Below are 21,232 nucleotides of genomic sequence, written 5' to 3' on the forward strand. Positions count from 1 at the left end.
CATGCTCTACGCAATCATTGCCACCGACGTCGCCAACTCGCTCGAAGCGCGCCTCGCCGCACGCCCGGCCCACCTCGAACGCCTGCAAGTGCTCAAGGGCGAAGGGCGCATCGTGCTGGCCGGCCCGCACCCGGCAGTCGACAGCAATGATCCGGGCGCTGCGGGTTTCACCGGCAGCCTGATCGTCGCCGAGTTCGACTCCCTGAGCGCCGCCCAAGCCTGGGCCGACGCCGACCCGTACATCGCCGCCGGTGTGTACGCCAGTGTGATCGTCAAACCGTTCAAGCAAGTCCTCCCGTAAAAAGAGGCAACCTTGTGGCGAGGGGATTTATCCCCGATGGGTTGCGCAGCAACCCCAAAGCCATCCAATGCGGTGTGTCTGACACACCGCATGCCCATCAGAAGGGACAGCTTCGCTGTCCATCGGGGATGAATCCCCTCACCACAAAATCATCAACCGCAATATCTCCTCCACCCGCACTGAACCTTCTCGCTTCTCCCCGCTCTCAATCGCTCATTATTCTCGTTTGCCTGCCGACAACCTGCCCAATATCCATTTGCAAGCAGGAATCGCGATGCGCAAGGGTCCGTTGTGTCTGATGTGGGTCACGTTGTCGATCATGGCGCCCGCCCATGGTGAGGAAACCACTGAAAGCGGCAATTCCACGCCGCTGTCATTGAGTGCCGGCAGCCAGATCACCGAGTTGCAGCAGCGCCTCAAGGCCAGTGAGCAGCAGCGAGAAGAACTGAACAAACAACTGCAAAATGCCGACAACGCACGCGAAAGCGCTCAGCTTGCCCGGTTGCGCCAGGAGAATCAGCGCCTGAAGCTGCAACTCAAGGAAGCCCAGGCCAGTCCGTTGCCGCGTCTGTTGACCGAACAGCAGCAATGGTTCGTCACAGGCGCCGGGGTAGCGCTATTGGCGCTGCTCTGCGGTATCTTTGCCAGTGGTGCAAGCCGAAAACGTCGGCAATGGCTAAATTGAGTGAGTCATGAGCGAGCTGTTACTGATTGATGATGACCAGGAGTTGTGCGAACTCCTGAGTAGCTGGCTGAGCCAGGAAGGCTTCCAGGTGCGTGCCTGCCACGACGGCCAGAGTGCGCGCAAGGCGCTGGTCGAGATGGCGCCCGCAGCCGTGGTGCTGGACGTGATGCTGCCCGACGGCAGCGGCCTGGAGCTGCTCAAGCAACTGCGCAGCGAACACGCCGATCTGCCGGTGCTGATGCTTTCGGCCCGGGGCGAACCGCTGGATCGCATTCTCGGCCTGGAGTTGGGCGCCGATGATTATCTGGCCAAACCCTGCGATCCGCGCGAGCTCACCGCGCGCCTGCGCGCCGTGCTGCGCCGCAGTCACCCGGCCGCCGTGTCGACCCAACTCGAGCTTGGCGACCTGAGCTTCAGCCCGGTGCGCGGCGTGGTCAGCATCGACGAGAAAGAACTGACCCTCACCGTTTCCGAAAGCCGCTTGCTCGAAGCCCTGCTCAAGCAGCCCGGCGAGCCACTGGACAAGCAGGAACTGGCGCAACTGGCCCTCGGCCGCAAGCTGACCCTGTACGACCGCAGCCTCGACATGCACGTCAGCAACCTGCGCAAGAAGATCGGCCCGCACCCCGACGGCCGCCCACGCATCGTCGCCCTGCGCAGCCGCGGCTACTACTACAGCCTTTAAACCGTTTGCTGCTCTGTGGCGAGGGAGCTTGCTCCCGCTGGACTGCGCAGCCGTCCCTTGCTTTTGAGTTGAAAAGCGAGGGCCGCTTCGCTGCCCAGCGGGAGCAAGCTCCCTCGCCACAGGCGGATTGCCAGTGATATTTGTCAGGTCAGGACCGAAGCGTCTTTACCCAAGCTTTACCCAGCGCTGACCGCCGCTGACCTTGATCTCCGTAATCTGTACTCATCCGGAACGTACCGGGAACGAGACAAGGAGATACACCATGCGCAAGACTCTTATCGCTCTGATGTTCGCTGCCGCTCTGCCAACCGTCGCCATGGCTGTGCCACAGGATGGCGGCCCGATGGGTGGCCCGATGGACGGACGCCACGGCGGTCAGATGCACGGCATGCACGGCAAAGGCCCGTACAGCCAACTCGACCTGTCCCGCGAACAGCGCGAACAGATCCGCAAGATCATGGGCGAGCAGATGCACGAGCGTCGCCAGGTCGTCGAGAAGTACCTGGAAAAACTCTCCCCGGCCGACCAGAAAGCCATGAAGGACGAGATGGCGGCCAACCACAAGAAAGCCCAGGACGACGTACGCAATCTGCTGAAACCGGATCAACAGAAGAAATTCGACGAGATCCAGAAGAAACAGGCTGAACGCCGCGCCGAATGGGCCGAGTTCAAAGCGTGGAAAGCGCAACAGCCGCAAAAGGCGCAATAATGCGATAACCCGGACCCGACGGCTAACCGCCGTCGGGTCTGTTGCCACTCAATCCAAATGTGGGAGCGGGCTTGCTCGCGAATGCGGTGTATCAGACAAGGCAATGTTGACTGACACACCGCATTCGCGAGCAAGCCCGCTCCCACATTGTTGAGTTTTTTGTTTGATTGAGGATTTTCTGTGCGTTCATTGTTCTGGCGTATTCTCGCGAGTTTCTGGCTGGCCATCGCTCTGGTGGCGGGGCTTTCGATTCTGCTCGGGCACATGCTCAATCAGGACGCGTGGATACTCAGCCGCCATCCGGGTCTCAACACCTTGGCCGCCGAATGGACGCAAACCTACGAAGCACAGGGCGAAGACGCCGCGCAGGACATCCTCGAACAGCGCAAACGCCAATATCACATCGACGTTCAGGTACTCAACGAAAGCGGCGACCCGGTGGTCCGCGGCACCTTCCCGCGTCGCGCCGCGGCATTTGAAGCCCGGCAGAACAACGACGACCGACGCCTGCCATGGCGCCGTCTCACCGACGAGTTCACCAGCGAAAAAACCGGCGACACCTACCTGTTCATCTTCCGCATCCCGCACCCGGAACTCGACGCCTGGCACCGCGAAAGCCTGCTCTGGCCACTCAGTGCACTGGGCATCGCGCTGGTGGTGCTGACCCTGTTCAGCCTGCTGGTGACCTTCTCTATCACCCGCCCGCTCAGCCGTTTGCGCGGTGCGGTGCATGATCTGGGGCAGACCACCTATCAGCAGAACAGTCTGGCGAAACTGGCCAATCGTCGCGATGAATTTGGCGTACTGGCCACCGACTTCAACCGCATGGGCGCGCGCCTGCAAAGTCTGATCAGCAGTCAGCGCCAGTTGCTGCGCGACGTTTCCCACGAATTGCGCTCACCTTTAGCGCGGCTGCGCATTGCGCTGGCACTGGCAGAGCGGGCCAACCCGGAAGAACGGGAAAAACTATGGCCACGCCTGACCCGCGAATGTGATCGCCTGGAGGCGCTGATCAGTGAAATTCTGGTGCTGGCACGGGTCGATGCCGACAATGCCAGTGCTGAAGAAGTGGATCTGAATGCACTGCTGGGCACTCTGCAAAAGGATGCGCAGCTTGGCTCGCCAGAGCAGACGGTGCGCCTGGAGGCCGAGCCGCAGCTGAACCTCAAAGGCTGGCCGACCATGATCGAGCGCGCCGTCGACAACTTGCTGCGCAACGCCCAACGCTTCAACCCGGTGGGTCAGGCAATCCAAATGCAAGCCACGCGTCAGGGCGAACGAATTGTGGTGAGTGTGCGCGACCACGGGCCGGGTGTGCAGGCCGAGCATCTGAGCCAGTTGGGCGAACCCTTTTACCGGGCGCCGGGGCAGACCGCGGCCGGGCATGGCCTGGGCCTGGCGATTGCCAAGCGCGCGGCGGAGCGGCATGGCGGGAGCCTGACGCTGGCCAATCATCCAGACGGCGGGTTTGTCGCCAGTCTGGAATTGCCGTTGGTGCCGGGCGCCGTCGTGCAGCCGTAAAAACAAATGTGGGAGGGGGCTTGCTCCCGAAGGCAGTGTGTCAGGCAACATAGTTTTGTCTGATACGCCGCTTTCGGGAGCAAGCCCCCTCCCACATGGACATCAAAGGCTCAGGCCTTGCCCGGCCAGGCGCTGACAAACTCAGCCAGATCAACCTTCTCCGCCACGCGCGGTTCTTTCTGCGGCGTGCCGAGGTACAGGAAGGCAATCACCTGCTCGCCTTCAGCCAGGCCCAAGCCTTTGGCCACGTGCGCCGAATAGGCCAGATCACCGGTACGCCACACCGCACCGATTCCCTGCGCATACGCCGCCAGCAAAATCCCGTGCGCCGCACAACCCGCCGCCAGCAACTGCTCGGACTTCGGATACTTGACGTGTTCCAGCAGTTTCGCGATGACCACGACCACCAGCGGCGCACGCAGCGGGCCGTTGCGCGCCTTGTCGATCATCGCTTCAGTGACTTCGCCTTCCTGCATCTGCGCCGCTTCAGCCAGCAACTCGCCCATCTGCTCGCGCGCCGCACCTTCGACGGTGAGGAAACGATACGGCTGCAAGTGGCCGTGATCCGGCGCGCGCAGGGCTGCGCCAAACAGGGCTTCGCGCTGCTCGGCGGTAGGGGCCGGTTCGACCAGGCGTGGAACGGAAACACGGTTGAGCAAAGCGTCGAGAGCCTGCATCGGCCACCTCCTGAGAAAAATGTGCGGCTATTCTAGCGGTATCCGGCAACAGGGTGCCGGTTTACATGCCCTGCCCCACGGGTAGAATGGCGCCCTTCCTACATCAGCCCGAGCGGACTTCATGGCGTTGCCGACCTTACGGATCATTGGTTTCATCATCGGCATCTTCCTGATCACCCTGGCCATCGCCATGGTCGTGCCCATGGCCACCCTGGTGATTTTCGAGCGCACCGGCGATCTGCCGTCGTTCCTCTGGGCGAGCATGATCACCTTCGTCGCCGGCCTTGCGCTGGTGATCCCCGGTCGCCCCGAACACATTCATCTGCGCCCGCGCGACATGTACCTGCTGACCGTCAGCAGCTGGCTGGTGGTGTGCATTTTCGCCGCGCTGCCGTTTTTGCTGACCCAGCACATCAGCTACACCGACTCATTCTTTGAAAGCATGTCCGGCATCACCGCCACCGGCTCGACCGTGCTCAGCGGTCTGGACACCATGTCTCCGGGAATTCTGATGTGGCGCTCGCTGCTGCACTGGCTCGGCGGCATCGGCTTCATCGGCATGGCGGTGGCGATTCTGCCGTTGCTGCGTATCGGTGGCATGCGCCTGTTCCAGACCGAATCGTCCGACCGTTCGGAAAAGGTCATGCCGCGCTCGCACATGGTGGCGCGCCTGATCGTGGCGGCGTACGTCGGCATCACCATCCTCGGCAGCCTGGCGTTCTGGTGGGCCGGGATGAGCCCGTTCGATGCGATCAATCATGCGATGTCGGCGATTTCCACCGGCGGTTTCTCGACCTCCGACCAGTCCCTGGCGAAGTGGACGCAACCGGCGGTGCACTGGGTCGCGGTGGTGGTGATGATTCTCGGCAGCCTGCCGTTCACGCTGTACGTGGCGACCATGCGCGGCAACCGTCGGGCACTGATCAAGGATCAGCAGGTACAGGGGCTGCTCGGTATGTTGCTGGTGACCTGGCTGGTACTCGGCACCTGGTACTGGTGGACCACCGACCTGCATTGGCTGGACGCGCTGCGGCATGTGGCACTGAACGTGACTTCGGTCGTCACCACCACCGGCTTCGCCCTCGGCGACTACAGCCTGTGGGGCAATTTCTCGCTGATGCTGTTTTTCTATCTGGGCTTTGTCGGCGGCTGCTCCGGCTCGACGGCGGGAGGGATCAAGATTTTTCGTTTTCAGGTCGCCTACATCCTGCTCAAGGCCAACCTTAACCAGTTGATCCACCCGCGCGCGGTGATCAAGCAGAAGTACAACGGTCACCGACTCGACGAAGAAATTGTGCGTTCGATCCTGACCTTTTCGTTCTTCTTCGCCATCACCATCTGCGTGATCGCCCTGCTGCTGTCGCTGCTCGGCGTCGACTGGATGACCGCACTGACCGGCGCTGCCAGCACCGTATCCGGCGTCGGCCCGGGGCTGGGCGAGACCATTGGCCCGGCGGGCAACTTCTCGACGCTGCCGGATGCGGCCAAGTGGATCCTGTCGTTCGGCATGCTGCTCGGCCGACTGGAGATCATTACGGTGTTTGTGCTGTGTATTCCGGCCTTTTGGCGTCACTGATCGGCGCCTGCAACAGCCGCGCCCGGTAATCGCCGGGCGTGGTATCGAACCAGCGACGGAACGCGCGGAAGAAGTTACTCGGGTCGGCAAACCCCAGCAGATAAGCAATCTCCAGCAGGGTCATGCCTGGCTGTGCCAAATATTGTTCGGCCAGTTCGCGACGGGTGTCATCGAGCAATTGCTGAAAACTCGTGCCCTCCTCCTGCAAGCGCCGCTGCAGGGTGCGCTGCGACAGGTGCAGGGTCTGCGCCACCGTATCGCGCTTGGGTTCGCCCTGAGGCAGCAACCGGCAGAGCACCTGGCGCGCCTTGTGGGTCACGCGGCTTTCGGAAAAGCGCGCCAGATACTCCCCGGCAAACCGGTCGTGCAACAGCGCCATGGCTTCGTTAGCGGTGGGCAGCGGCGCTTCCATGTCGGCCCGTTCGAAAATCAACGCATCGTAAGGCGCGTTGAACATCAGCGGGGCATGGAAGGCTTGTTTGTAGGGTTGCAGGTCCGCGGGCTCGTCGCCCTGGAACAGCATTTTGACCGGGTGCAGGGTGCGCCCGGTCAACCAGCCGCACAGGCCCAGCGCACAGGCCAGCGAGGCTTCGGCGCTCTGGCGGGTCGGCGGCAGGTGATCGCCATGCACCGTCAGAATCAGCGCATAGCCTTCTTCGAGCAGGCGAAAACTCAGGTCGGCGCTTTCGGCGATGATCCGCTGATAACGCACCAGACGCTGAAAGCCTTCGGCCAGGGTGTTGCTCGACATCAGCGCATAACCGGCGACATGGAACGAGGCCGGGCGCACCACCTTGCCCATGTTCAGGCCGATCGCCGGGTTGCCCGACAGCTCGACCGCCCGTTGCCAGAGTCGGGTCATGGAGTCTTGCGTAAAGCGCGCATCGGGATCGTCCAGGGCGGCGTAATCGAGCCCCAGTTGCTTGAACAGTAGCCGGCAATCCAGGCCGTCCATCTCCAATGCTTTGACAATCCCCATCGCCCAGCTTGCAGAAGTCGTTCGTTCGCTCATGGCGTTATTCTTTTACATGATGGATCGCATGTTACGACCCGATTTGCGAAGGATACTAAAGTGGCGCCCATTGTCACTGGCTGATACCAGTGTTCACTCTAGACTCAAATAAGCTACCCGCCGAACAAGTTGCCATCAGAACAATAACCACAGAGATCGCAGTCGTGGAAAACATCAAGCAATTCAACACTTTCGCCGAGTTCTATCCGTATTACCTCAGCGAACACGCCAACAGTACCTGCCGACGATTGCACTTCATCGGCACCACGCTGGTGATTTTCATCCTGGCCATGACCATCGCCAAAGGTGCCTGGTTGCTGTTGCTGGCCCTGCCGCTGGCCGGTTACAGCTTTGCCTGGGTCGGCCACTTCTTCTTTGAAAAGAACCGCCCGGCGACTTTCCAGCATCCGTTGTACAGCCTGCTGGGCGACTTCGTCATGTACCGCGACATGATCCTTGGTCGCGTGGCGTTCTGAATCCCGACACCCCCGGAGGCTTGCCGATGAACGCCAATGCCCGCTTCACCCACATGCAGGACGGCACCCAGGAAGACTGGGCAATCATCGCCGCCGATTTCAGTGCCTACGCCCGGCAATTGCCGTCGCGGATCGTCGCACACCTGAAGTTGCTGGAAGGTGACTTCGGTGGCTTCCCGGTGGATCGCCTGACCCACTCCCTGCAAACGGCGACCCGCGCCTATCGCGATGGCCGCGACGAGGAATACGTGGTCTGTGCGCTGCTGCATGACATTGGTGACACCCTCGGTTCCTACAACCACCCGGACATCGCCGCGGCGATTCTCAAACCGTTCGTCAGTGCCGAGAATCTGTGGATAGTCGAGAAGCACGGTATCTTTCAGGGTTATTACTTCTTTCATCACCTGGGCATGGATCGGCATTTGCGCGAGCAGTTCGCCGCGCATCCGCAGTATCAGGCGACGGCGGAATTCTGCGCCAGGTACGATGCGGCGGCATTCGATCCGGCGTATGAAACCCTGCCGCTGAGCTTCTTCGAACCGATGATGGAGCGGCTGTTTGCGCAGCCCAAGCACTCGATCTACAAGGCGGCGATGGAAGAACACGCCCCCGCCTAAGATCAAAATGTGGGAGGGGGCTTGCTCCCGAAAGCGGTGTGCCAGATAAACATGTACTTACTGATATACCGCATTCGGGAGCAGGCCCCCTCCCACAGGAGATATCTGGGGTCTAGGCGATCTCGGCAACCTTGGCCGCCTTGAGCTGCGCCTCCCGCGCTTGCGCATCCGCCAGTCGATACAGCTCGATCGAGCCGTCCCAGTGCTCGATCAACGCCGTGCACGATTCCACCCAATCGCCGCAATTGAGGTAATCCACCTCCCCCACCTTGCGGATCTCGGCATGGTGGATGTGCCCGCACACTACGCCGTGCAATTCCCGTTTCACGCATTCGTGGGCGATGGCTTCTTCGAAGTCGCTGATGAAACTCACCGCGGTCTTCACCTTGTGCTTGAGGTACGCCGACAACGACCAGTAGCCGTAGCCATAACGGGCACGCCAGTGGTTGAGCCAGCGGTTGAGGGTCAGGGTGAATTCGTAGGCCGAGTCGCCGAGAAAGGCCAGCCAGCGGTGATAACGGGTGATCACGTCGAACTGATCGCCATGGATCACCAGCAGATGCCGGCCATCCGCCGTGACATGCACCGCCTCGTCGACCAACTGGATGTTGCCGAGGATCAGCTTCGAATAACGGCGCAGGAATTCGTCGTGGTTGCCGGTGACGTAGATCACCTCGGTGCCGCGCTTACTCATGGTCAGCAGGCGGCGGATCACGTTGGTGTGCGCCTGCGGCCAGTACATGCCGCCACGCAGTTTCCAGCCGTCGATGATGTCACCGACCAGGTAGATCTTGTCGGCGTGGTAGCCCTTGAGAAATTGCGACAGGTGCTCGGCCTGGCAATCCCGCGTGCCCAGGTGCACGTCGGAAATCCACAGGGTACGCACCCGTTGTTTGCGGCTGGGTTTGGCGAGCTCGGCGCTGGTCATGGGCAACCCTCTGCGATATTTTCGCCAGCTTGCGCCCGCCGGGTGAATCGACCATGACAGGCAGGCGTCAGTCGTGTGACAGCGCGCAAGCCCCTTGCCCCGGTGTAGACTGGCGCTCACTTCGGAGACCTCTGCCATGCGCCCGATCCTCACCCTGCGCCAGTACACTCGCGACCTGATCGTCCACAGCCACGAACACGCCCAACTGGTGTTCGGTTTGTCCGGCGCGCTGGATTTCGAAGTCGAGGGTCAGGGCAGCCAGGTGCGCCAACAGAGTTTCGTGGTCATCCCCGGCGGCGCGCATCACGCCTGCGGCAGCCCCGATGGCAGTCGTTGTCTGGTGCTGGACGTGCCCGACGGACAATGGCTGAACGAATCGCTGGGCGAGCATGCCGACGCCAGTCAGCGCTTGCTCGACCAGCCTGCGCGGTTGTCACTGGATGCGGGGCAAAGCCAACTGGTCAACTGGCTGGCGAACAGCCCGGTCACTGATCCGCTGATCGCCCAGCAAGGCGCGGTGTTGCTGCTCGCCAGCCTGAATCACGCCAGACCCGCCGAACTCTCGGCGCGGCGCCTGCCCTACGCGGCGCTGGATGCGCACATCGAGCAATACGCCGCCTACCCGCTGCAAGTGGCCGATCTGGCGCAGATCGCCGGGTTGTCCAGCGCCCGGTTGCACGCGCGCTTCATGGCCGAATGCGGGCAGACGCCGATGGACTACATTCGCAGCCGGCGGTTGCACAAGGCGATCTGCCTGCTGCGCGAGACGGCGCTGCCCATCGGCGAGATTGCCAGCCGGGTCGGCTACAGTTCGCAGAGCGCCTTCGCGGCGGCGGTGCTGCGCGAGTTTGGCGCTTCACCGGGGCAGTTGCGCCGCGACTCCTGCGACAAAAAACGCTAGTTCGCCGACAGACTTCTGCGTCGCAACACGTTTCAATGTGCATTCACCTGTAGGAGCTGCCGCAGGCTGCGATCTTTTGATCTTGCTTTGAAGGATTAAGATCAAAAGATCGCAGCCTTCGGCAGCTCCTACAGTGATCGCGTTGTATCGACAGACTCAAGAAGGATTGCAATGACTCCGCGTACCGCCCTCGGCGCCCTGCATATCGGCGCTCTGATGTTCGGCCTGACCGGCGTGTTCGGCAAACTCGCGGCTGCCTCGCCGGCGGTGATCGTCTTCGGACGCGCTGCATTTGCCGTGCTCGCCCTGGCCTTTTTCGCCCGTTTCGCCAGCCAGAACGGCTGGCAGAAACTGCAGGCGGTCGACTGGCGGCGCCTGGTGCTCAGCGGTGTGTTGCTGGCCGGGCACTGGGTGAGTTTTTTCATCGCGGTGAAGGTCGCCGGTGTGGCGATTGCGACGCTGGGCTTTGCCAGTTTCCCGGCGTTCACGGTGATTCTCGAAGGGCTGATTTTCCGCGAACGCATCCGCGCCAATGAAATCGTGCTGGTGGTGCTGGTCAGCGTCGGTCTGGTGCTGGTGACCCCGGCGTTCGATCTGGCCAGCGGCGCCACCACCGGACTGCTCTGGGCGGTGCTGTCGGGTCTGCTGTTCGCCCTGCTCTCGCTGACCAACCGCGCCAGCTCCGGACGCATCCCGGCGGTGCAGGCCGCGCTGTGCCAGAACGTGGTGGTCGCGCTGTGTCTGCTGCCGGTGGCTGCGCCGCAACTGAGCGAAGTGCGCGCCCTGGACTGGCTGTGGATCGGCCTGCTCGGGGTGTTCTGCACCGGCGTCGCCCACAGCCTGTTCGTCGCCAGCCTCGCGGTGATCAAGGCGCGCACCGCCGCGGTGGTATTCGCCATGGAGCCGGTTTACGGCATCACCATCGCCTGGTTGCTGTTCGATGAAAACCCGACCGTGCGCATGCTGATCGGCGGCGCGCTGATCATCGTCGCCATTGTGGTCTCGGCGCGGATGTCAGGCAGCGCCGACAAGAAAACCGTCGCTGCCGAAGCCGCGTCTCACTGAGTGCGGTCGTTGTGGCCGAGGTCGCGCTCGGGGTCGATCTGATCGCGGACTCGCTGCTTGAGTACCTTGGCCTCGGGAAAACCGCCATCGGCCTTGCGCTCCCAGATCTGCACGTCGTCGCAGCTGATGTGAAACACCCCGCCGGTGCCCGGCACCAGCGAGACCTTGCCGAGGTCGTCGCCGAAGGTGCTGAGCAACTCCTGCGCCAGCCACGCGGCGCGCAGCAGCCACTGGCATTGGGTGCAATATGTGATGACGATTTCCGCTTTGGCGACGCGCATGTTCGCTGAAACTCCTGAGACAGAGGGCGCCGCTATAATAGCCGGCTTTATCGCTTGCCCCGAGACTCACCATGCGCCGTTTGCTGTTCTGCCTCTTGCTTGGCTTTCTGCCCTTGTTTGTAAATGCCACCGAAGCGCCCCGCCCCAAAGTCGGCCTGGTGCTGTCCGGTGGCGCCGCCCGTGGCCTGGCGCACATCGGCGTGCTCAAGGCCCTTGAGGAACAAGGCATCAAGATCGATGCAATTGCCGGCACCAGCATGGGCGCCGTGGTCGGCGGCCTGTACGCCTCGGGCTACAAGATCGATGAGCTGGAAAAACTCGCGCTGAACATCGACTGGCAGCAGGCACTGTCCGACGCCCCGCCACGAGAAGACGTACCGTTTCGCCGCAAGCAGGATGACCGTGATTTTCTGGTGAAGCAGAAACTGAGCTTTCGCGATGACGGCAGCCTCGGCCTGCCGTTGGGGGTGATTCAGGGCCAGAACCTGGCGCTGCTGCTGGAAAGCCTGTTGGCGCATACCAGTGACACCCGCGATTTCGACAAGCTGCCGATCCCGTTCCGCGCCGTGGCCACCGACATCGCCAGTGGTGAAAAAGTGGTGTTCCGCAAAGGTCATTTGCCGCAGGTGATCCGCGCCAGCATGTCGATTCCGGCAGTGTTCGCCCCGGTGGAACTGGACGGGCGGCTGCTGGTGGACGGCGGCATGACCGACAACATCCCGCTCGACGTGGCGCGGGAGATGGGCGTCGACGTGGCGATCGTGGTCGACATCGGCACCCCGCTGCGCAACCGCAAACAACTGACCACTGTGGTCGACGTGCTGAACCAGTCGATCACCCTGATGACCCGGCGCAACTCCGAAGAGCAACTGGCCGCCCTCAAGCCCACCGACGTGCTGATCCAGCCGGCGCTGGCGGCATTCGGCGTGACCGACTTCGGCAAGGCTCAGGAGATGATCGACGCCGGTTACCGCGCCACGCGGATTCTCGACGCTCGCCTCGCTCAGCTCAAACCTCACGAATCCCAGGACGCCGAACTGAATGCCGCCCGCGCCCCGGGGCAGCGCACGCCCATCATCACCGCGATCAGGGTAGAAAATGATTCGAAAGTCGGCGACGAGGTGATCCGCTATTACATCCGCCAGCCGATCGGCGAGCCACTGGATCTGGGCCGACTGCACTCGGACATGGGCACGCTGTACGGCCTCGATTACTTCGAACAGGTGCAGTATCGCGTGGTGCACAAGGGCCAGGATCACACCCTGGTGATCAGCGCCCGGGGCAAACGCAGCGGCACCGACTACCTGCGAGTCGGCCTGAACCTGTCGGACGACATGCGCGGCGACAGCGCCTTCAACCTCGGCGCCAGTTACCGCATCAACGGCATCAATCGCCTCGGCGCGGAATGGCTGACCCGGGCGCAGATCGGCGACAAACAGGAACTGTATACCGAGTTCTACCAGCCGCTGGATGTCGGCTCGCGCTACTTCGTCGCACCGTATGCTGCGTTCGAAGCACAAAACGTCGACTCGGTACTCGACAACGATCCGATCGCCCAATACCGCGTGGAGCGCTATGGTTTCGGCCTCAACTTCGGCCGGCAGATCGGCAACAACGGCGAAATCCGTTTCGGCGTCGGCGAGGCCTGGGGCAAGGCCGACGTGCGAATCGGCGATCAGGACCTGCCAAGCGAAAACTTCACCGAAGGTTTCTACTCGCTGAAGTACTCGTTCGACTCACTCGACAACGTCTACTTCCCCCATGAGGGCAAGGACGTCAGCCTGACCCTGATGCAATTCGAACCGGGTCTGGGCTCGGACACGCGCTACCGGCAATGGGAGTTCAAGCTGGACAAAGCCATGAGCCATGGCCCGGATACGCTGATTCTCGGCGGGCGCTATGGCCGAACGCTGGACGACGCCAACGTGGTGACATCGAGCTTTCTACTCGGCGGTGCGCGGCAGTTGTCGGGTTTCCGTGAGGATTCGATTTCCGGGCAAAACGTCAGCCTGATGCGCGCGGTGTATTACCGCCGACTGACGCCGCGCGCTTACCTGCCACTGGATTTCCCGCTGTACGCCGGGGCTTCGCTGGAACGTGGCCGGGCGTGGAACAACGACAATGAATTCGACAGTGGCTACATCAATGCCGCCAGTGTGTTCATAGGCTTCGATACGCCGTTGGGGCCGTTGAACTTCACGTATGGTTTGAATGATGCGAATGAGCAGGCGGTTTATCTGAATCTGGGGCAGACGTTTTGAGTGCTCAGGTGGATTGATATTGCCTGCCCTGACGCCTTCGCGAGCAAGCTCGCTCCCACGGTTGGAATGCGTTCCATTGTGGGAGCGGGCTTGCTCGCGAAGGCGTCAGGACGGGCACCGCATCAGCCAATGACACTCAGATCAGCGAATCCCCGCCAACAAGGTTCTGGCGGTTTGCTTTAGGGGCTCGTCCCCTTCCTTGAGCAACTCATTGAGCAAGGTAATGGCGCTGTCGATATCGCCGTCATCAATACAGGTCTGCGCCTGTTCGAGTTTCCCCGACCCGGCTGCGGGTTCAGGCTCCAGCAACGTCAGCGGCTCCAGCGCCAGAGAGGACGGTGGATCACCGAACGCATTGAGAAAGTCATCATCCAGCGGCTGCGCGTCTGGCTCAGGGATCCATTCCAGCTCCGCCTCCTCGCCGGTCACTGTTTCGGGCAACTCGAAGTCCGCTGGCAGCACCTCGAGACCGGAATCCGATGCAGACAGATCTGCCGGCGGCTCAGGTGCCGAACGACTGTCCTCAAGATCCCAACTGGACGCCATCGACAATTCACCCAGATTCAATTCGAAATCATCCTCTGGCGCAGGAGCAACCGCTGCGGCAGCCGCGACAATCGGCAACACCGGCGCTATCGGTGCAGCGCTGTGCAATTTCGGATGTCGGTCACGGATCACGACCAATTGCTGAGGATCCACCCCGGCATCACGCAGGCGGCTTTCCTGCTGTGCATAAGCCGCGCTGTCGCCCTGCCGCCCCAACACTTCGAGCAATTGCACTCCCAGCTCGGTGCGCTCCGGTTCCTTGTCCATGGCATTGCGCAACAGCCCGACGGCCTCGCTCAAGCGCCCGTAGGCCAGGTAAATCCCCACCGCTTCCAGCACATCGCCCGCCACCGGTTCCTCACGGTGTGAGGTGGCTATGTTGATGCTCGCCGATTGCGCGGTTGGCGGGTCTTCAGGGTCGATGGGCTGAGCGGCCGGCAGAGCCGCCAGTGGCGTCACTCCCCCCGCCACTTGACGGCGACGGCGTACGAAAAATCCACCGCCCAACAGCCCCAGCAGCACCAGCAAGCCACCGAGCAACGGCCAGTTGAGGCCATCGTCGGCAGCTTCAGGCGCGGTGGTGACCGGCGCAGGTGTTGGCGGCGTGACAGCCGGTGCCGGGGGCTGTTGCAGTTCGCTCAAACGCGTTTGCAGATCACTGATCTGCTTTTTGCCGTCGGCTAGCTGGATATCCTGCGCCTGCAGTTTTGCGTTGAGTTCCTCGACGGACTTTTGCAACTGCTGATTGAGCAACACGCTGGCCGCCAATTGCTCGGCCACGGCATCGTTGGCTGGCGCCGCCGCCGCTGCGGGAGTTGGCGCTGAAGGTGCCGCCTCGCGCTTGCCTTGAGCAGCCTGGGGCGCCGCCGTGGCAGGTTCGACGGTGGGGAATTCAGAAGATTGCGGACGTGGATCGGGCTCGTCCGTGGCCGGCACGATACTCGGCGATCCGGGCGGATCGATCAGTACCGTGTACTCGCGCAACAAACGACCATTGGGCTGATTGAGCTGCACCAGAAAATTCAGAAAGGGTTCATTGACCGGTTTGCGCGAGGTCACCCGGATCATCTGGCGATTGCCATGCAGGATCGGGGTGAACCTGAGGTCATTGAGGAAGAACACCCGCTCGACCCCGGCCCGACCGAATTCATCCGCCGTGGCCAGACTGGCCGAGAGGTCGCTGGCACTGAGGCCAGCGGCATCCACCAGGGCGATGTCGGCCTTGAGCGGCTGATTGAGGGCCGAGTGGACAGTGATGTCCCCCAACCCCAGCGCCATCGACCAGGTCGAATAGCTGAATACACCAGCGACCAGCAGCCATCTGGCGCCACCGCGCAGTACAACGTGCCGACTTGCGAGCATGAGCATCCCTTAAATAAGCAAAACCGGTTTCTATGCGTTCGCACATCCGGTACGAACACGATATTGCCCAGTAGTTCTTATAGTCTGCTCAGCGCGATCCCTCAAAAAACCTCTGTGCAGTTATGCCTCAAGATTTTTCCAGGTTGCCCAGAATGTGCCCGTGAACCCGCATGCACACCTTCAGATCCGCCTCGTCGACGCCTTCGAACAATTCGTGGCGCAGCTGCGTGGCAATGGTTTCGATTTGTTCGATCAGCGGCAGCGCCGGAGCGCAGAGAACGATTTTTTTCGCCCGGCGGTCTTCCATCACGGACTGGCGTTGCACCAGGCCCTGGCTTTCCAGGCTGTCGAGCAAGCGCGCGAGGGTCGGGCCTTCGACGCCGACGCTTTGCGCCAGCTCGCGTTGGGTCGGCGCGTCTTCAAAACGCGCCAGATGCAGCAGCACCAGCCAGCGTGCCTGGGACAAGCCCAGACCGGCCAGCCGGCGATCCAGTTCGGCACGCCAGCCACGGGACATCTGGGCCAGTTGCATGCCAAAGCGGTGTTGATCGGTTAACGGCATAAAACACTCATGAGTAGACTGACAAATAGAGAAAAACTAATTATTAGTCAGCTAAGCATGACATTTGGCTATAGGCAAGAGCCGACCTGTACTGAATCGTTACAACTGCCTGACGGTTGGCGCAAACGCCCTCTTACATTTCGAACTCGGATTGCAACGCAGCCCTTACGCAGTAAAGAACGCCTTCCGGAACCCGACCGGCGAACAGCTCGGCGATCTCGGCGACCGACGGCAACTCGCCCTCGCCGTCGAGGAACGCGTCCTGCACTTCGCCCATCAGTTCTTCAGGCAAGTCCAGCGCCTGCTCCAGCGACAGTTGCTGTTTGCCGATGGCCTCGGCGAGCATCGTGTAGACGTTTTTCTCGGAGCACTGCAACTGCCCGGCGATCTGCATCGGGGTCATGCCGGCGCGGGCCAGGGTGATCAGTTCGTGGCGCACGTCGGCCACCACTTTCGGCGCTTCGGCCTCGCCGCCAAGCACTTCGAGGAAAGCCTCGCCGTAACGTTCCAGCTTGCGCGCACCAACGCCGCTGACCCGCGCCATGTCGGCCAGCGAGGTCGGCTGGCTACGGAGCATTTCCAGCAGGGTCGAGTCGGGGAAGATGACGTACGGCGGCACGCCATGCTCCTCGGCGAGTTTGCGTCGCAGCGCACGCAGGGCTTCCCACTGTTCGCGCTCTTCGCCACGCACCAGTTGGCTGGCCGGGCTCTTGCTGGCGGTCTTGGCGGTGACCTGCGGTTTGAGGTCGCGGCGCAGTTCCAGCGTCACCTCGCCCTTGAGCAACGGCCGGCAGGTGTCGCTCAGGCGCAAACCGCCATAGCCCTCGTGATCGACGTCGGCCAGACCACGGGCCACCAGTTGCCGGAACAGCGAGCGCCATTCGCTCTCGCTCAGCGCCTTGCCGACGCCGTACACCGACAGGTGCTGATGGCCGAAGCTGCGGACCTTTTCGTTATCCTTGCCCAGCAGCACGTCGACCAGATGGCCGACGCCATAGCGCTGACCGGTGCGATAGATCGCCGACAGTGCCTGACGCGCCGGCTCGGTGGCGTCCCAGGTCTGCACGCCGTCGACGCAGTTGTCGCAGTGGCCGCACGGCTCGGGCATGTCCTCGTCGAAGTACGCGAGCAGGGTCTGCCGCCGGCAGCGGGTTTCTTCGCAGAGCGAGAGCATGGCGTCGAGCTTGTGCTGCTCCAGACGCTTGTGGCGCTCATCGCCTTCGGAGTTCTGCAGCATCTGCTTGAGCATCACCACGTCTTGCAGACCGTAGGCCATCCACGCGTCCGCCGGCAGGCCATCACGACCGCCGCGCCCGGTTTCCTGGTAATAGGCTTCAAGGGATTTCGGCAGATCGAGGTGCGCAACGAAACGCACGTTGGGCTTGTCGATGCCCATGCCGAACGCCACGGTGGCGACCATGATCAGGCCTTCCTCGTTGAGGAAGCGTTTCTGGTGGTAGGCGCGCAGATCATTCGGCAGACCGGCGTGATACGGCAGCGCCGGGAAGCCCTGCTCGCTGAGGAACGCGGCAACTTCCTCGACCTTCTTGCGCGACAGGCAATAGACGATGCCGGCATCGCTGCGGCGTTCGGCAAGGAACGCCAGCAACTGCTTGCGCGGCTGCTCTTTGGGCACGATGCGGTAGAAGATGTTCGGCCGGTCGAAACTCGACAGGAAGCGCTCGGCGTTCTGCAGGTGCAGGCGCTCGACGATTTCTTCGCGGGTGCGCTTGTCAGCCGTGGCCGTCAGGGCGATGCGCGGGACGTCAGGGAACATTTCCGCCAACTGACCCAGTTGCAGGTATTCCGGGCGGAAGTCATGCCCCCATTGCGATACGCAATGCGCCTCGTCGATGGCAAACAGCGCAATGTTCAGCCCTTGCAGGAAAGACAGCATGCGCGGCTGCACCAGACGCTCCGGCGCCAGATAGAGCATTTTCACTTCACCGCGCTTGATGCGGGCCGCCAGATCACGCTGCTGTTCGGCGCTCAGCGTGGAGTTCAGCGCGGCGGCGGCCACGCCCAGCTCTTCGAGGGTGGCGACCTGATCGTCCATCAAGGCGATCAACGGCGAGACCACCACCGCCAGGCCTTCGCGCAGCAGCGCCGGAACCTGGAAGCACAGGGATTTGCCGCCACCGGTAGGCATCAGCACCAGCGCATCACCGCCGCTGGCCACGCGCTCAATGATTGCACCCTGACGGCCACGGAAACTGTCGTAGCCGAAGATGTCCTTGAGGACGCGTTGAGCCTGTTCGAGCATAAAAACTCCAAAAATCTACCGAAACATCCCTGCACAGGCTGGTTCAGGACAGCCACAGCTGCTTAAACAAAACGTAAGAGCGCATTGCAAAGGCAGCCGCAATACGCGCAGGGAGCGCAAAACGCGGCAGTATACCCGAGCCCTCCCCGGCGAGGGGTGCCGCTGATAAGACTCCGCTAGCCGCCAACACGAAAACCCTGTGGGAGCGGGCTTGCTCGCGAAGGCGGCGTGCCAGTCGATGCAAAAGTGTCTGATACGCCGTATTCGCGAGCAAGCCCGCTCCCACAGGGATATTCGTGTTGCCTGTAATTGCGGCAAATCTGCCGTGCGGCTGGCTTGAGCGCTCAAGAAGGCCTAGAATTCCCGCATTGTTTATTCCCCCAAGGTAGCCCCGTAATGTCCTTCGCTGAGCAACTAACCCGCCTGCAAGTCTTTCTCGACGCCGACGAGCTGCACGAAGAGGCGCTGGATTACGTGGCCGCCCACGGTTACCTGACCGCCCTGTCGATCTGTGCAGAAGAAGTGCCGGAGCGCGAGTGGATCGACGCCCTGTTCGCCGAAGAGCCGCATTACAGCAGCGAGGCCCAGCGCGAAGAGATCGAAGCCACGCTGATCGGCCTCAAGGCACACATCGCCCGCCAACTGGCGTCCGACGAAGAATTCGAGTTGCCGTGCGATCTGGACCTGGGCGACGAGCCGGACGACTCCGAACTGCGCGGCTGGTGCATAGGTTTCATGGAAGGCGTGTTCCTGCGCGAAGCGGCCTGGTTCGAGACCGCTGAAGAAGAAGTCAGCGAAATGCTCCTGCCGATCATGGTCGGTTCGGGCCTGTTCGACGAACAGCCCGAGTTCGAAGACATCGCCAAGGACGCCAACCTGATGGACGACATGATCGTGCAGATCCCGGAAGCCCTGACCGCGCTGTACCTGCTGTGCCAGGCCCCGGACGAAAAACCGGCGATCCTCAAGCCTCGTCACCACTAAGATCCAGCCTATGGACAACCCCATAGGCAACCGCCCCCTGATGTTGCGCTACATCCTGCTGGCCATCGGCTGGCTCAGCGTGGCATTGGGGGTGATCGGGATTTTCCTGCCGGTCCTGCCCACCACCCCCTTTCTTCTGCTCGCAGCAGCCTGCTTCGCGCGCAGCTCTCCACGCTTCTATCAATGGCTGGTCGAACACCCACGGCTCGGGCCATGGATCCGCGACTACCTCGATGGCAACGGCATCCCGCTCAAGGGCAAGGTCTACGCGATCGGCCTGATGTGGGCGAGCATTCTGTTCTCGTGTTACCTGGTGCCACTGCCGTGGGCGCGGGGGTTCATGTTGACCAGTGCGGTGCTGGTGACCGTGTACATCCTGCGGCAGAAGACCCTGGATAAACCCTGAACACCGCCCCTCCCGCTACGTCCACTTTCATCCCCGATACAAGGCATCAGCCTGTCTAAATCCTGGGTTGCGATTCCGGCACTCAAGTGTCCAACCAATGACCGCTCATCCGAAAAAGCCTCGTACCTGTAATTTCTGACAGTAGCCAGAGCCGTCATCTTCAGCGCTGAATAACTCCACGCCTTTTGTCCCCCGACAGTTCGCACGGAGTTCCGACCATGCTCGTTCAGCCCAAGAAAAAAATCTCTGCCCCCCATTCACTGCTGGACCCGATAGTGCCCGGGCGCCTCCTGCCTTCCGGCCAGTGGGGGATCAACCGGGCGGCGCTGTTCACCTTTCCCGACCTCGGCCTGCTTGTTGTCATCCCCGTCTGGGCCCGCAAGGATATCGGCGACACCGTCAAGCTGCTGCTCGATGGCCGTGAGGTCGACGGGCGTCCCATCACCAATAAGAGCGAACTCGACCAGCCCACAGTGTTGTGGGTGGCACCCCGTCATCTGCAGACCGGTTCTTACGAGCTCACCTACGAAATCAAACAGCCCAATCAAAAAGAAGAGCGTCCGGACAAGCCCCTCGACCTCTTCGTCAAACTGGAGCTCCCCGGTGGCCAGGACATCAACCCGGGCCCCGGTCACTCCAACCTGTACATGTACATTCCCCCGGAAATCGTCAACGGCGGTGTGGACAAAGACGTTGCCGAAGCGGGAGTGCCGATTGTCATCAGGTCCGAGTCCGGCAGCGGCCTGCCTTACCCCGACATCGCAGTGGACGACGTCATCCGTCTCTACTGGGGTGGCACCCTTGTGGAGTCCACACCGGTGACCCAGGCGCAGATCGACGATCCGGTGGCCAACCCGATTCTGATCCGAATCACCAAAGCCATCATTGAGCGCGTCGGTGACACCGGCATCTCCGGTCTGGCGGTCACCTTCAAGGTGCGCGACAAGGTCGAAAATGAATCGGAAGACTGGTGCAAGGAAACCCGCATCGTCGTCACTGTCGGCATCGACCGGCTGGACGCGCCTATCGTTCAGGAGGCTTTCAACAATAAGCTCGACGTCGATAAACAGGGCAACAACGACATTACGGTCGAAGTCACGGCCGCCCGGTCAGGCTTCCAGCTTAATGACATCATCCACTTGACCATGTTCGGCACCACCGTGGATGGCGAAGAGGTCAAAGTCCCTGCCCCGACCCAGATCGTCGACAATATCCCGCATAACTACCATTTCAAGCTGCCCATTGCCGACGTGCGCAAACTGGTCAATACCCAGGTCACGTTCTCTTATCACCTGGTACGCAACGGCAGCAATCTTCCACTCTCCAAAGGGCAGTTTGTAGATTTCGAAGGCGTAGCCCACCGCCTGGCCGCACCGACGGTCAAGGAGGCCGTGGGAGACTTCATCGACCCTGG

The 21,232-nt window shown here is 61.8% G+C and carries 20 protein-coding genes and 1 pseudogene; 14 read left to right on the forward strand and 7 right to left on the reverse strand.

Going from position 1 to position 21,232, the window contains the following annotated elements:
- Position 1: 1 nt before the first annotated feature.
- The 5 genes from M0814_RS19670 to M0814_RS19690 all read left to right on the forward strand — a co-directional run bounded on the left by M0814_RS19670 (position 2) and on the right by M0814_RS19690 (position 3,901).
- Complete coding sequence (locus M0814_RS19670) at positions 2-301, forward strand: YciI family protein (RefSeq protein ID WP_025110562.1); 300 nt, start codon at positions 2-4, stop codon at positions 299-301.
- Positions 302-575: 274 nt separating this feature from the next.
- Positions 576-986 carry a hypothetical protein gene (locus tag M0814_RS19675; RefSeq protein WP_003222759.1) on the forward strand — a complete coding sequence of 137 codons (411 nt, stop codon included), beginning with the start codon at positions 576-578 and terminating at the stop codon, positions 984-986.
- Positions 987-993: 7 nt separating this feature from the next.
- Positions 994-1,671: a response regulator transcription factor gene (locus M0814_RS19680; protein ID WP_103483892.1), complete on the forward strand. Its 678-nt coding sequence runs from the start codon at positions 994-996 to the stop codon at positions 1,669-1,671.
- Between the two features lie 262 nt (positions 1,672-1,933).
- The gene (locus M0814_RS19685) at positions 1,934-2,380 is read left to right on the forward strand and encodes a Spy/CpxP family protein refolding chaperone (protein ID WP_103483891.1); all 447 of its coding nucleotides are present in this window, start codon (positions 1,934-1,936) and stop codon (positions 2,378-2,380) included.
- 180 nt (positions 2,381-2,560) lie between these two features.
- Positions 2,561-3,901 carry a HAMP domain-containing sensor histidine kinase gene (locus M0814_RS19690; protein ID WP_003222754.1) on the forward strand — a complete coding sequence of 447 codons (1,341 nt, stop codon included), beginning with the start codon at positions 2,561-2,563 and terminating at the stop codon, positions 3,899-3,901.
- A gap of 110 nt (positions 3,902-4,011) precedes the next feature.
- On the opposite strand, the gene M0814_RS19695 is transcribed toward M0814_RS19690, so the two are convergent.
- Positions 4,012-4,578, reverse strand: a complete 567-nt coding sequence (locus M0814_RS19695) for a nitroreductase family protein (RefSeq protein ID WP_103483890.1) — start codon at positions 4,576-4,578, stop codon at positions 4,012-4,014.
- Positions 4,579-4,699: 121 nt separating this feature from the next.
- Between M0814_RS19695 and M0814_RS19700 the strand changes: the two genes are divergently transcribed.
- A complete protein-coding gene (locus M0814_RS19700) occupies positions 4,700-6,154 on the forward strand; it encodes a TrkH family potassium uptake protein (protein WP_003222752.1) in 1,455 nt (484 codons plus the stop codon).
- Here M0814_RS19700 and M0814_RS19705 read toward each other — a convergent pair.
- Positions 6,111-7,166 (reverse strand): AraC family transcriptional regulator, encoded by a 1,056-nt coding sequence (locus tag M0814_RS19705; RefSeq protein WP_218565921.1) that lies wholly within the window; start codon positions 7,164-7,166, stop codon positions 6,111-6,113. The genes M0814_RS19700 and M0814_RS19705 overlap by 44 nt on opposite strands.
- 164 nt (positions 7,167-7,330) lie before the next feature.
- On the opposite strand from M0814_RS19705, the gene M0814_RS19710 reads away from it, so the two are divergent.
- Together M0814_RS19710 and M0814_RS19715 are read left to right on the forward strand one after the other, a co-directional pair.
- A complete protein-coding gene (locus M0814_RS19710) occupies positions 7,331-7,642 on the forward strand; it encodes a DUF962 domain-containing protein (RefSeq protein WP_003222750.1) in 312 nt (103 codons plus the stop codon).
- Positions 7,643-7,668: 26 nt separating this feature from the next.
- Complete coding sequence (locus tag M0814_RS19715; RefSeq protein ID WP_103483888.1) at positions 7,669-8,259, forward strand: HD domain-containing protein; 591 nt, start codon at positions 7,669-7,671, stop codon at positions 8,257-8,259.
- A 112-nt stretch (positions 8,260-8,371) separates the two neighbouring features.
- Here M0814_RS19715 and M0814_RS19720 read toward each other — a convergent pair whose 3' ends face one another.
- Positions 8,372-9,187, reverse strand: a complete 816-nt coding sequence (locus M0814_RS19720) for a UDP-2,3-diacylglucosamine diphosphatase (RefSeq protein WP_003222748.1) — start codon at positions 9,185-9,187, stop codon at positions 8,372-8,374.
- A gap of 136 nt (positions 9,188-9,323) precedes the next feature.
- On the opposite strand from M0814_RS19720, the gene M0814_RS19725 reads away from it, so the two are divergent.
- Both M0814_RS19725 and M0814_RS19730 read left to right on the forward strand, forming a co-directional pair.
- Entirely contained in the window at positions 9,324-10,088 is a 765-nt protein-coding gene (locus M0814_RS19725) for an AraC family transcriptional regulator (RefSeq protein ID WP_003222747.1), read from the forward strand.
- A 171-nt stretch (positions 10,089-10,259) separates the two neighbouring features.
- Positions 10,260-11,153: a DMT family transporter gene (locus tag M0814_RS19730; protein WP_003222746.1), complete on the forward strand. Its 894-nt coding sequence runs from the start codon at positions 10,260-10,262 to the stop codon at positions 11,151-11,153.
- Here M0814_RS19730 and M0814_RS19735 read toward each other — a convergent pair.
- Positions 11,147-11,434: a SelT/SelW/SelH family protein gene (locus tag M0814_RS19735; RefSeq protein ID WP_003222744.1), complete on the reverse strand. Its 288-nt coding sequence runs from the start codon at positions 11,432-11,434 to the stop codon at positions 11,147-11,149. The two genes, M0814_RS19730 and M0814_RS19735, sit on opposite strands and share 7 nt — an antisense overlap.
- A 71-nt stretch (positions 11,435-11,505) precedes the next feature.
- On the opposite strand from M0814_RS19735, the gene M0814_RS19740 reads away from it, so the two are divergent.
- Positions 11,506-13,695, forward strand: coding sequence for a patatin-like phospholipase family protein (locus M0814_RS19740; RefSeq protein WP_103483887.1), 2,190 nt, complete (start codon positions 11,506-11,508; stop codon positions 13,693-13,695).
- 141 nt (positions 13,696-13,836) lie between these two features.
- On the opposite strand, the gene M0814_RS19745 is transcribed toward M0814_RS19740, so the two are convergent.
- The 3 genes from M0814_RS19745 to recQ all read right to left on the reverse strand — a co-directional run bounded on the left by M0814_RS19745 (position 13,837) and on the right by recQ (position 18,428).
- Positions 13,837-15,603: a FimV/HubP family polar landmark protein gene (locus M0814_RS19745; RefSeq protein ID WP_103483931.1), complete on the reverse strand. Its 1,767-nt coding sequence runs from the start codon at positions 15,601-15,603 to the stop codon at positions 13,837-13,839.
- A 127-nt stretch (positions 15,604-15,730) separates the two neighbouring features.
- On the reverse strand, positions 15,731-16,165 hold the full coding sequence (locus M0814_RS19750) for a MarR family transcriptional regulator (protein WP_027613988.1): 435 nt from the start codon (positions 16,163-16,165) through the stop codon (positions 15,731-15,733).
- 133 nt (positions 16,166-16,298) lie between these two features.
- Positions 16,299-18,428: a DNA helicase RecQ gene (gene recQ / locus M0814_RS19755; RefSeq protein WP_103483886.1), complete on the reverse strand. Its 2,130-nt coding sequence runs from the start codon at positions 18,426-18,428 to the stop codon at positions 16,299-16,301.
- A 396-nt stretch (positions 18,429-18,824) separates the two neighbouring features.
- Here recQ and M0814_RS19760 point away from each other — a divergent pair, with 396 nt between their 5' ends.
- The 3 genes and pseudogenes from M0814_RS19760 to M0814_RS19770 all read left to right on the forward strand — a co-directional run.
- The gene (locus M0814_RS19760; RefSeq protein ID WP_103483885.1) at positions 18,825-19,412 is read left to right on the forward strand and encodes a YecA family protein; all 588 of its coding nucleotides are present in this window, start codon (positions 18,825-18,827) and stop codon (positions 19,410-19,412) included.
- 10 nt (positions 19,413-19,422) lie between these two features.
- Complete coding sequence (locus M0814_RS19765; protein ID WP_103483884.1) at positions 19,423-19,818, forward strand: YbaN family protein; 396 nt, start codon at positions 19,423-19,425, stop codon at positions 19,816-19,818.
- Positions 19,819-20,036: 218 nt separating this feature from the next.
- A pseudogene (locus tag M0814_RS19770) lies at positions 20,037-21,232 on the forward strand (hypothetical protein); the annotation flags it as partial.

This window comes from Pseudomonas sp. MWU12-2020, assembly GCF_023100605.1.
Taxonomy (GTDB): Bacteria; Pseudomonadota; Gammaproteobacteria; order Pseudomonadales; family Pseudomonadaceae; genus Aquipseudomonas; species Aquipseudomonas fluorescens_H.

Excerpts from the sequence above, each read along its gene's own strand:
- M0814_RS19670 (WP_025110562.1), top strand. The coding sequence starts at position 2 with ATGCTCTACGCAATCATTGCCACCGACGTCGCCAACTCGCTCGAAGCG.
- M0814_RS19675 (WP_003222759.1), top strand. The coding sequence starts at position 576 with ATGCGCAAGGGTCCGTTGTGTCTGATGTGGGTCACGTTGTCGATCATG.
- M0814_RS19680 (WP_103483892.1), top strand. The coding sequence starts at position 994 with ATGAGCGAGCTGTTACTGATTGATGATGACCAGGAGTTGTGCGAACTC.
- M0814_RS19685 (WP_103483891.1), top strand. The coding sequence starts at position 1,934 with ATGCGCAAGACTCTTATCGCTCTGATGTTCGCTGCCGCTCTGCCAACC.
- M0814_RS19695 (WP_103483890.1), bottom strand. The coding sequence starts at position 4,578 with ATGCAGGCTCTCGACGCTTTGCTCAACCGTGTTTCCGTTCCACGCCTG.
- M0814_RS19700 (WP_003222752.1), top strand. The coding sequence starts at position 4,700 with ATGGCGTTGCCGACCTTACGGATCATTGGTTTCATCATCGGCATCTTC.
- M0814_RS19705 (WP_218565921.1), bottom strand. The coding sequence starts at position 7,166 with ATGAGCGAACGAACGACTTCTGCAAGCTGGGCGATGGGGATTGTCAAA.
- M0814_RS19715 (WP_103483888.1), top strand. The coding sequence starts at position 7,669 with ATGAACGCCAATGCCCGCTTCACCCACATGCAGGACGGCACCCAGGAA.
- M0814_RS19720 (WP_003222748.1), bottom strand. The coding sequence starts at position 9,187 with ATGACCAGCGCCGAGCTCGCCAAACCCAGCCGCAAACAACGGGTGCGT.
- M0814_RS19725 (WP_003222747.1), top strand. The coding sequence starts at position 9,324 with ATGCGCCCGATCCTCACCCTGCGCCAGTACACTCGCGACCTGATCGTC.
- M0814_RS19730 (WP_003222746.1), top strand. The coding sequence starts at position 10,260 with ATGACTCCGCGTACCGCCCTCGGCGCCCTGCATATCGGCGCTCTGATG.
- M0814_RS19735 (WP_003222744.1), bottom strand. The coding sequence starts at position 11,434 with ATGCGCGTCGCCAAAGCGGAAATCGTCATCACATATTGCACCCAATGC.
- M0814_RS19740 (WP_103483887.1), top strand. The coding sequence starts at position 11,506 with ATGCGCCGTTTGCTGTTCTGCCTCTTGCTTGGCTTTCTGCCCTTGTTT.
- M0814_RS19745 (WP_103483931.1), bottom strand. The coding sequence starts at position 15,603 with ATGCTCGCAAGTCGGCACGTTGTACTGCGCGGTGGCGCCAGATGGCTG.
- M0814_RS19750 (WP_027613988.1), bottom strand. The coding sequence starts at position 16,165 with ATGCCGTTAACCGATCAACACCGCTTTGGCATGCAACTGGCCCAGATG.
- recQ (WP_103483886.1), bottom strand. The coding sequence starts at position 18,428 with ATGCTCGAACAGGCTCAACGCGTCCTCAAGGACATCTTCGGCTACGAC.
- M0814_RS19760 (WP_103483885.1), top strand. The coding sequence starts at position 18,825 with ATGTCCTTCGCTGAGCAACTAACCCGCCTGCAAGTCTTTCTCGACGCC.
- M0814_RS19765 (WP_103483884.1), top strand. The coding sequence starts at position 19,423 with ATGGACAACCCCATAGGCAACCGCCCCCTGATGTTGCGCTACATCCTG.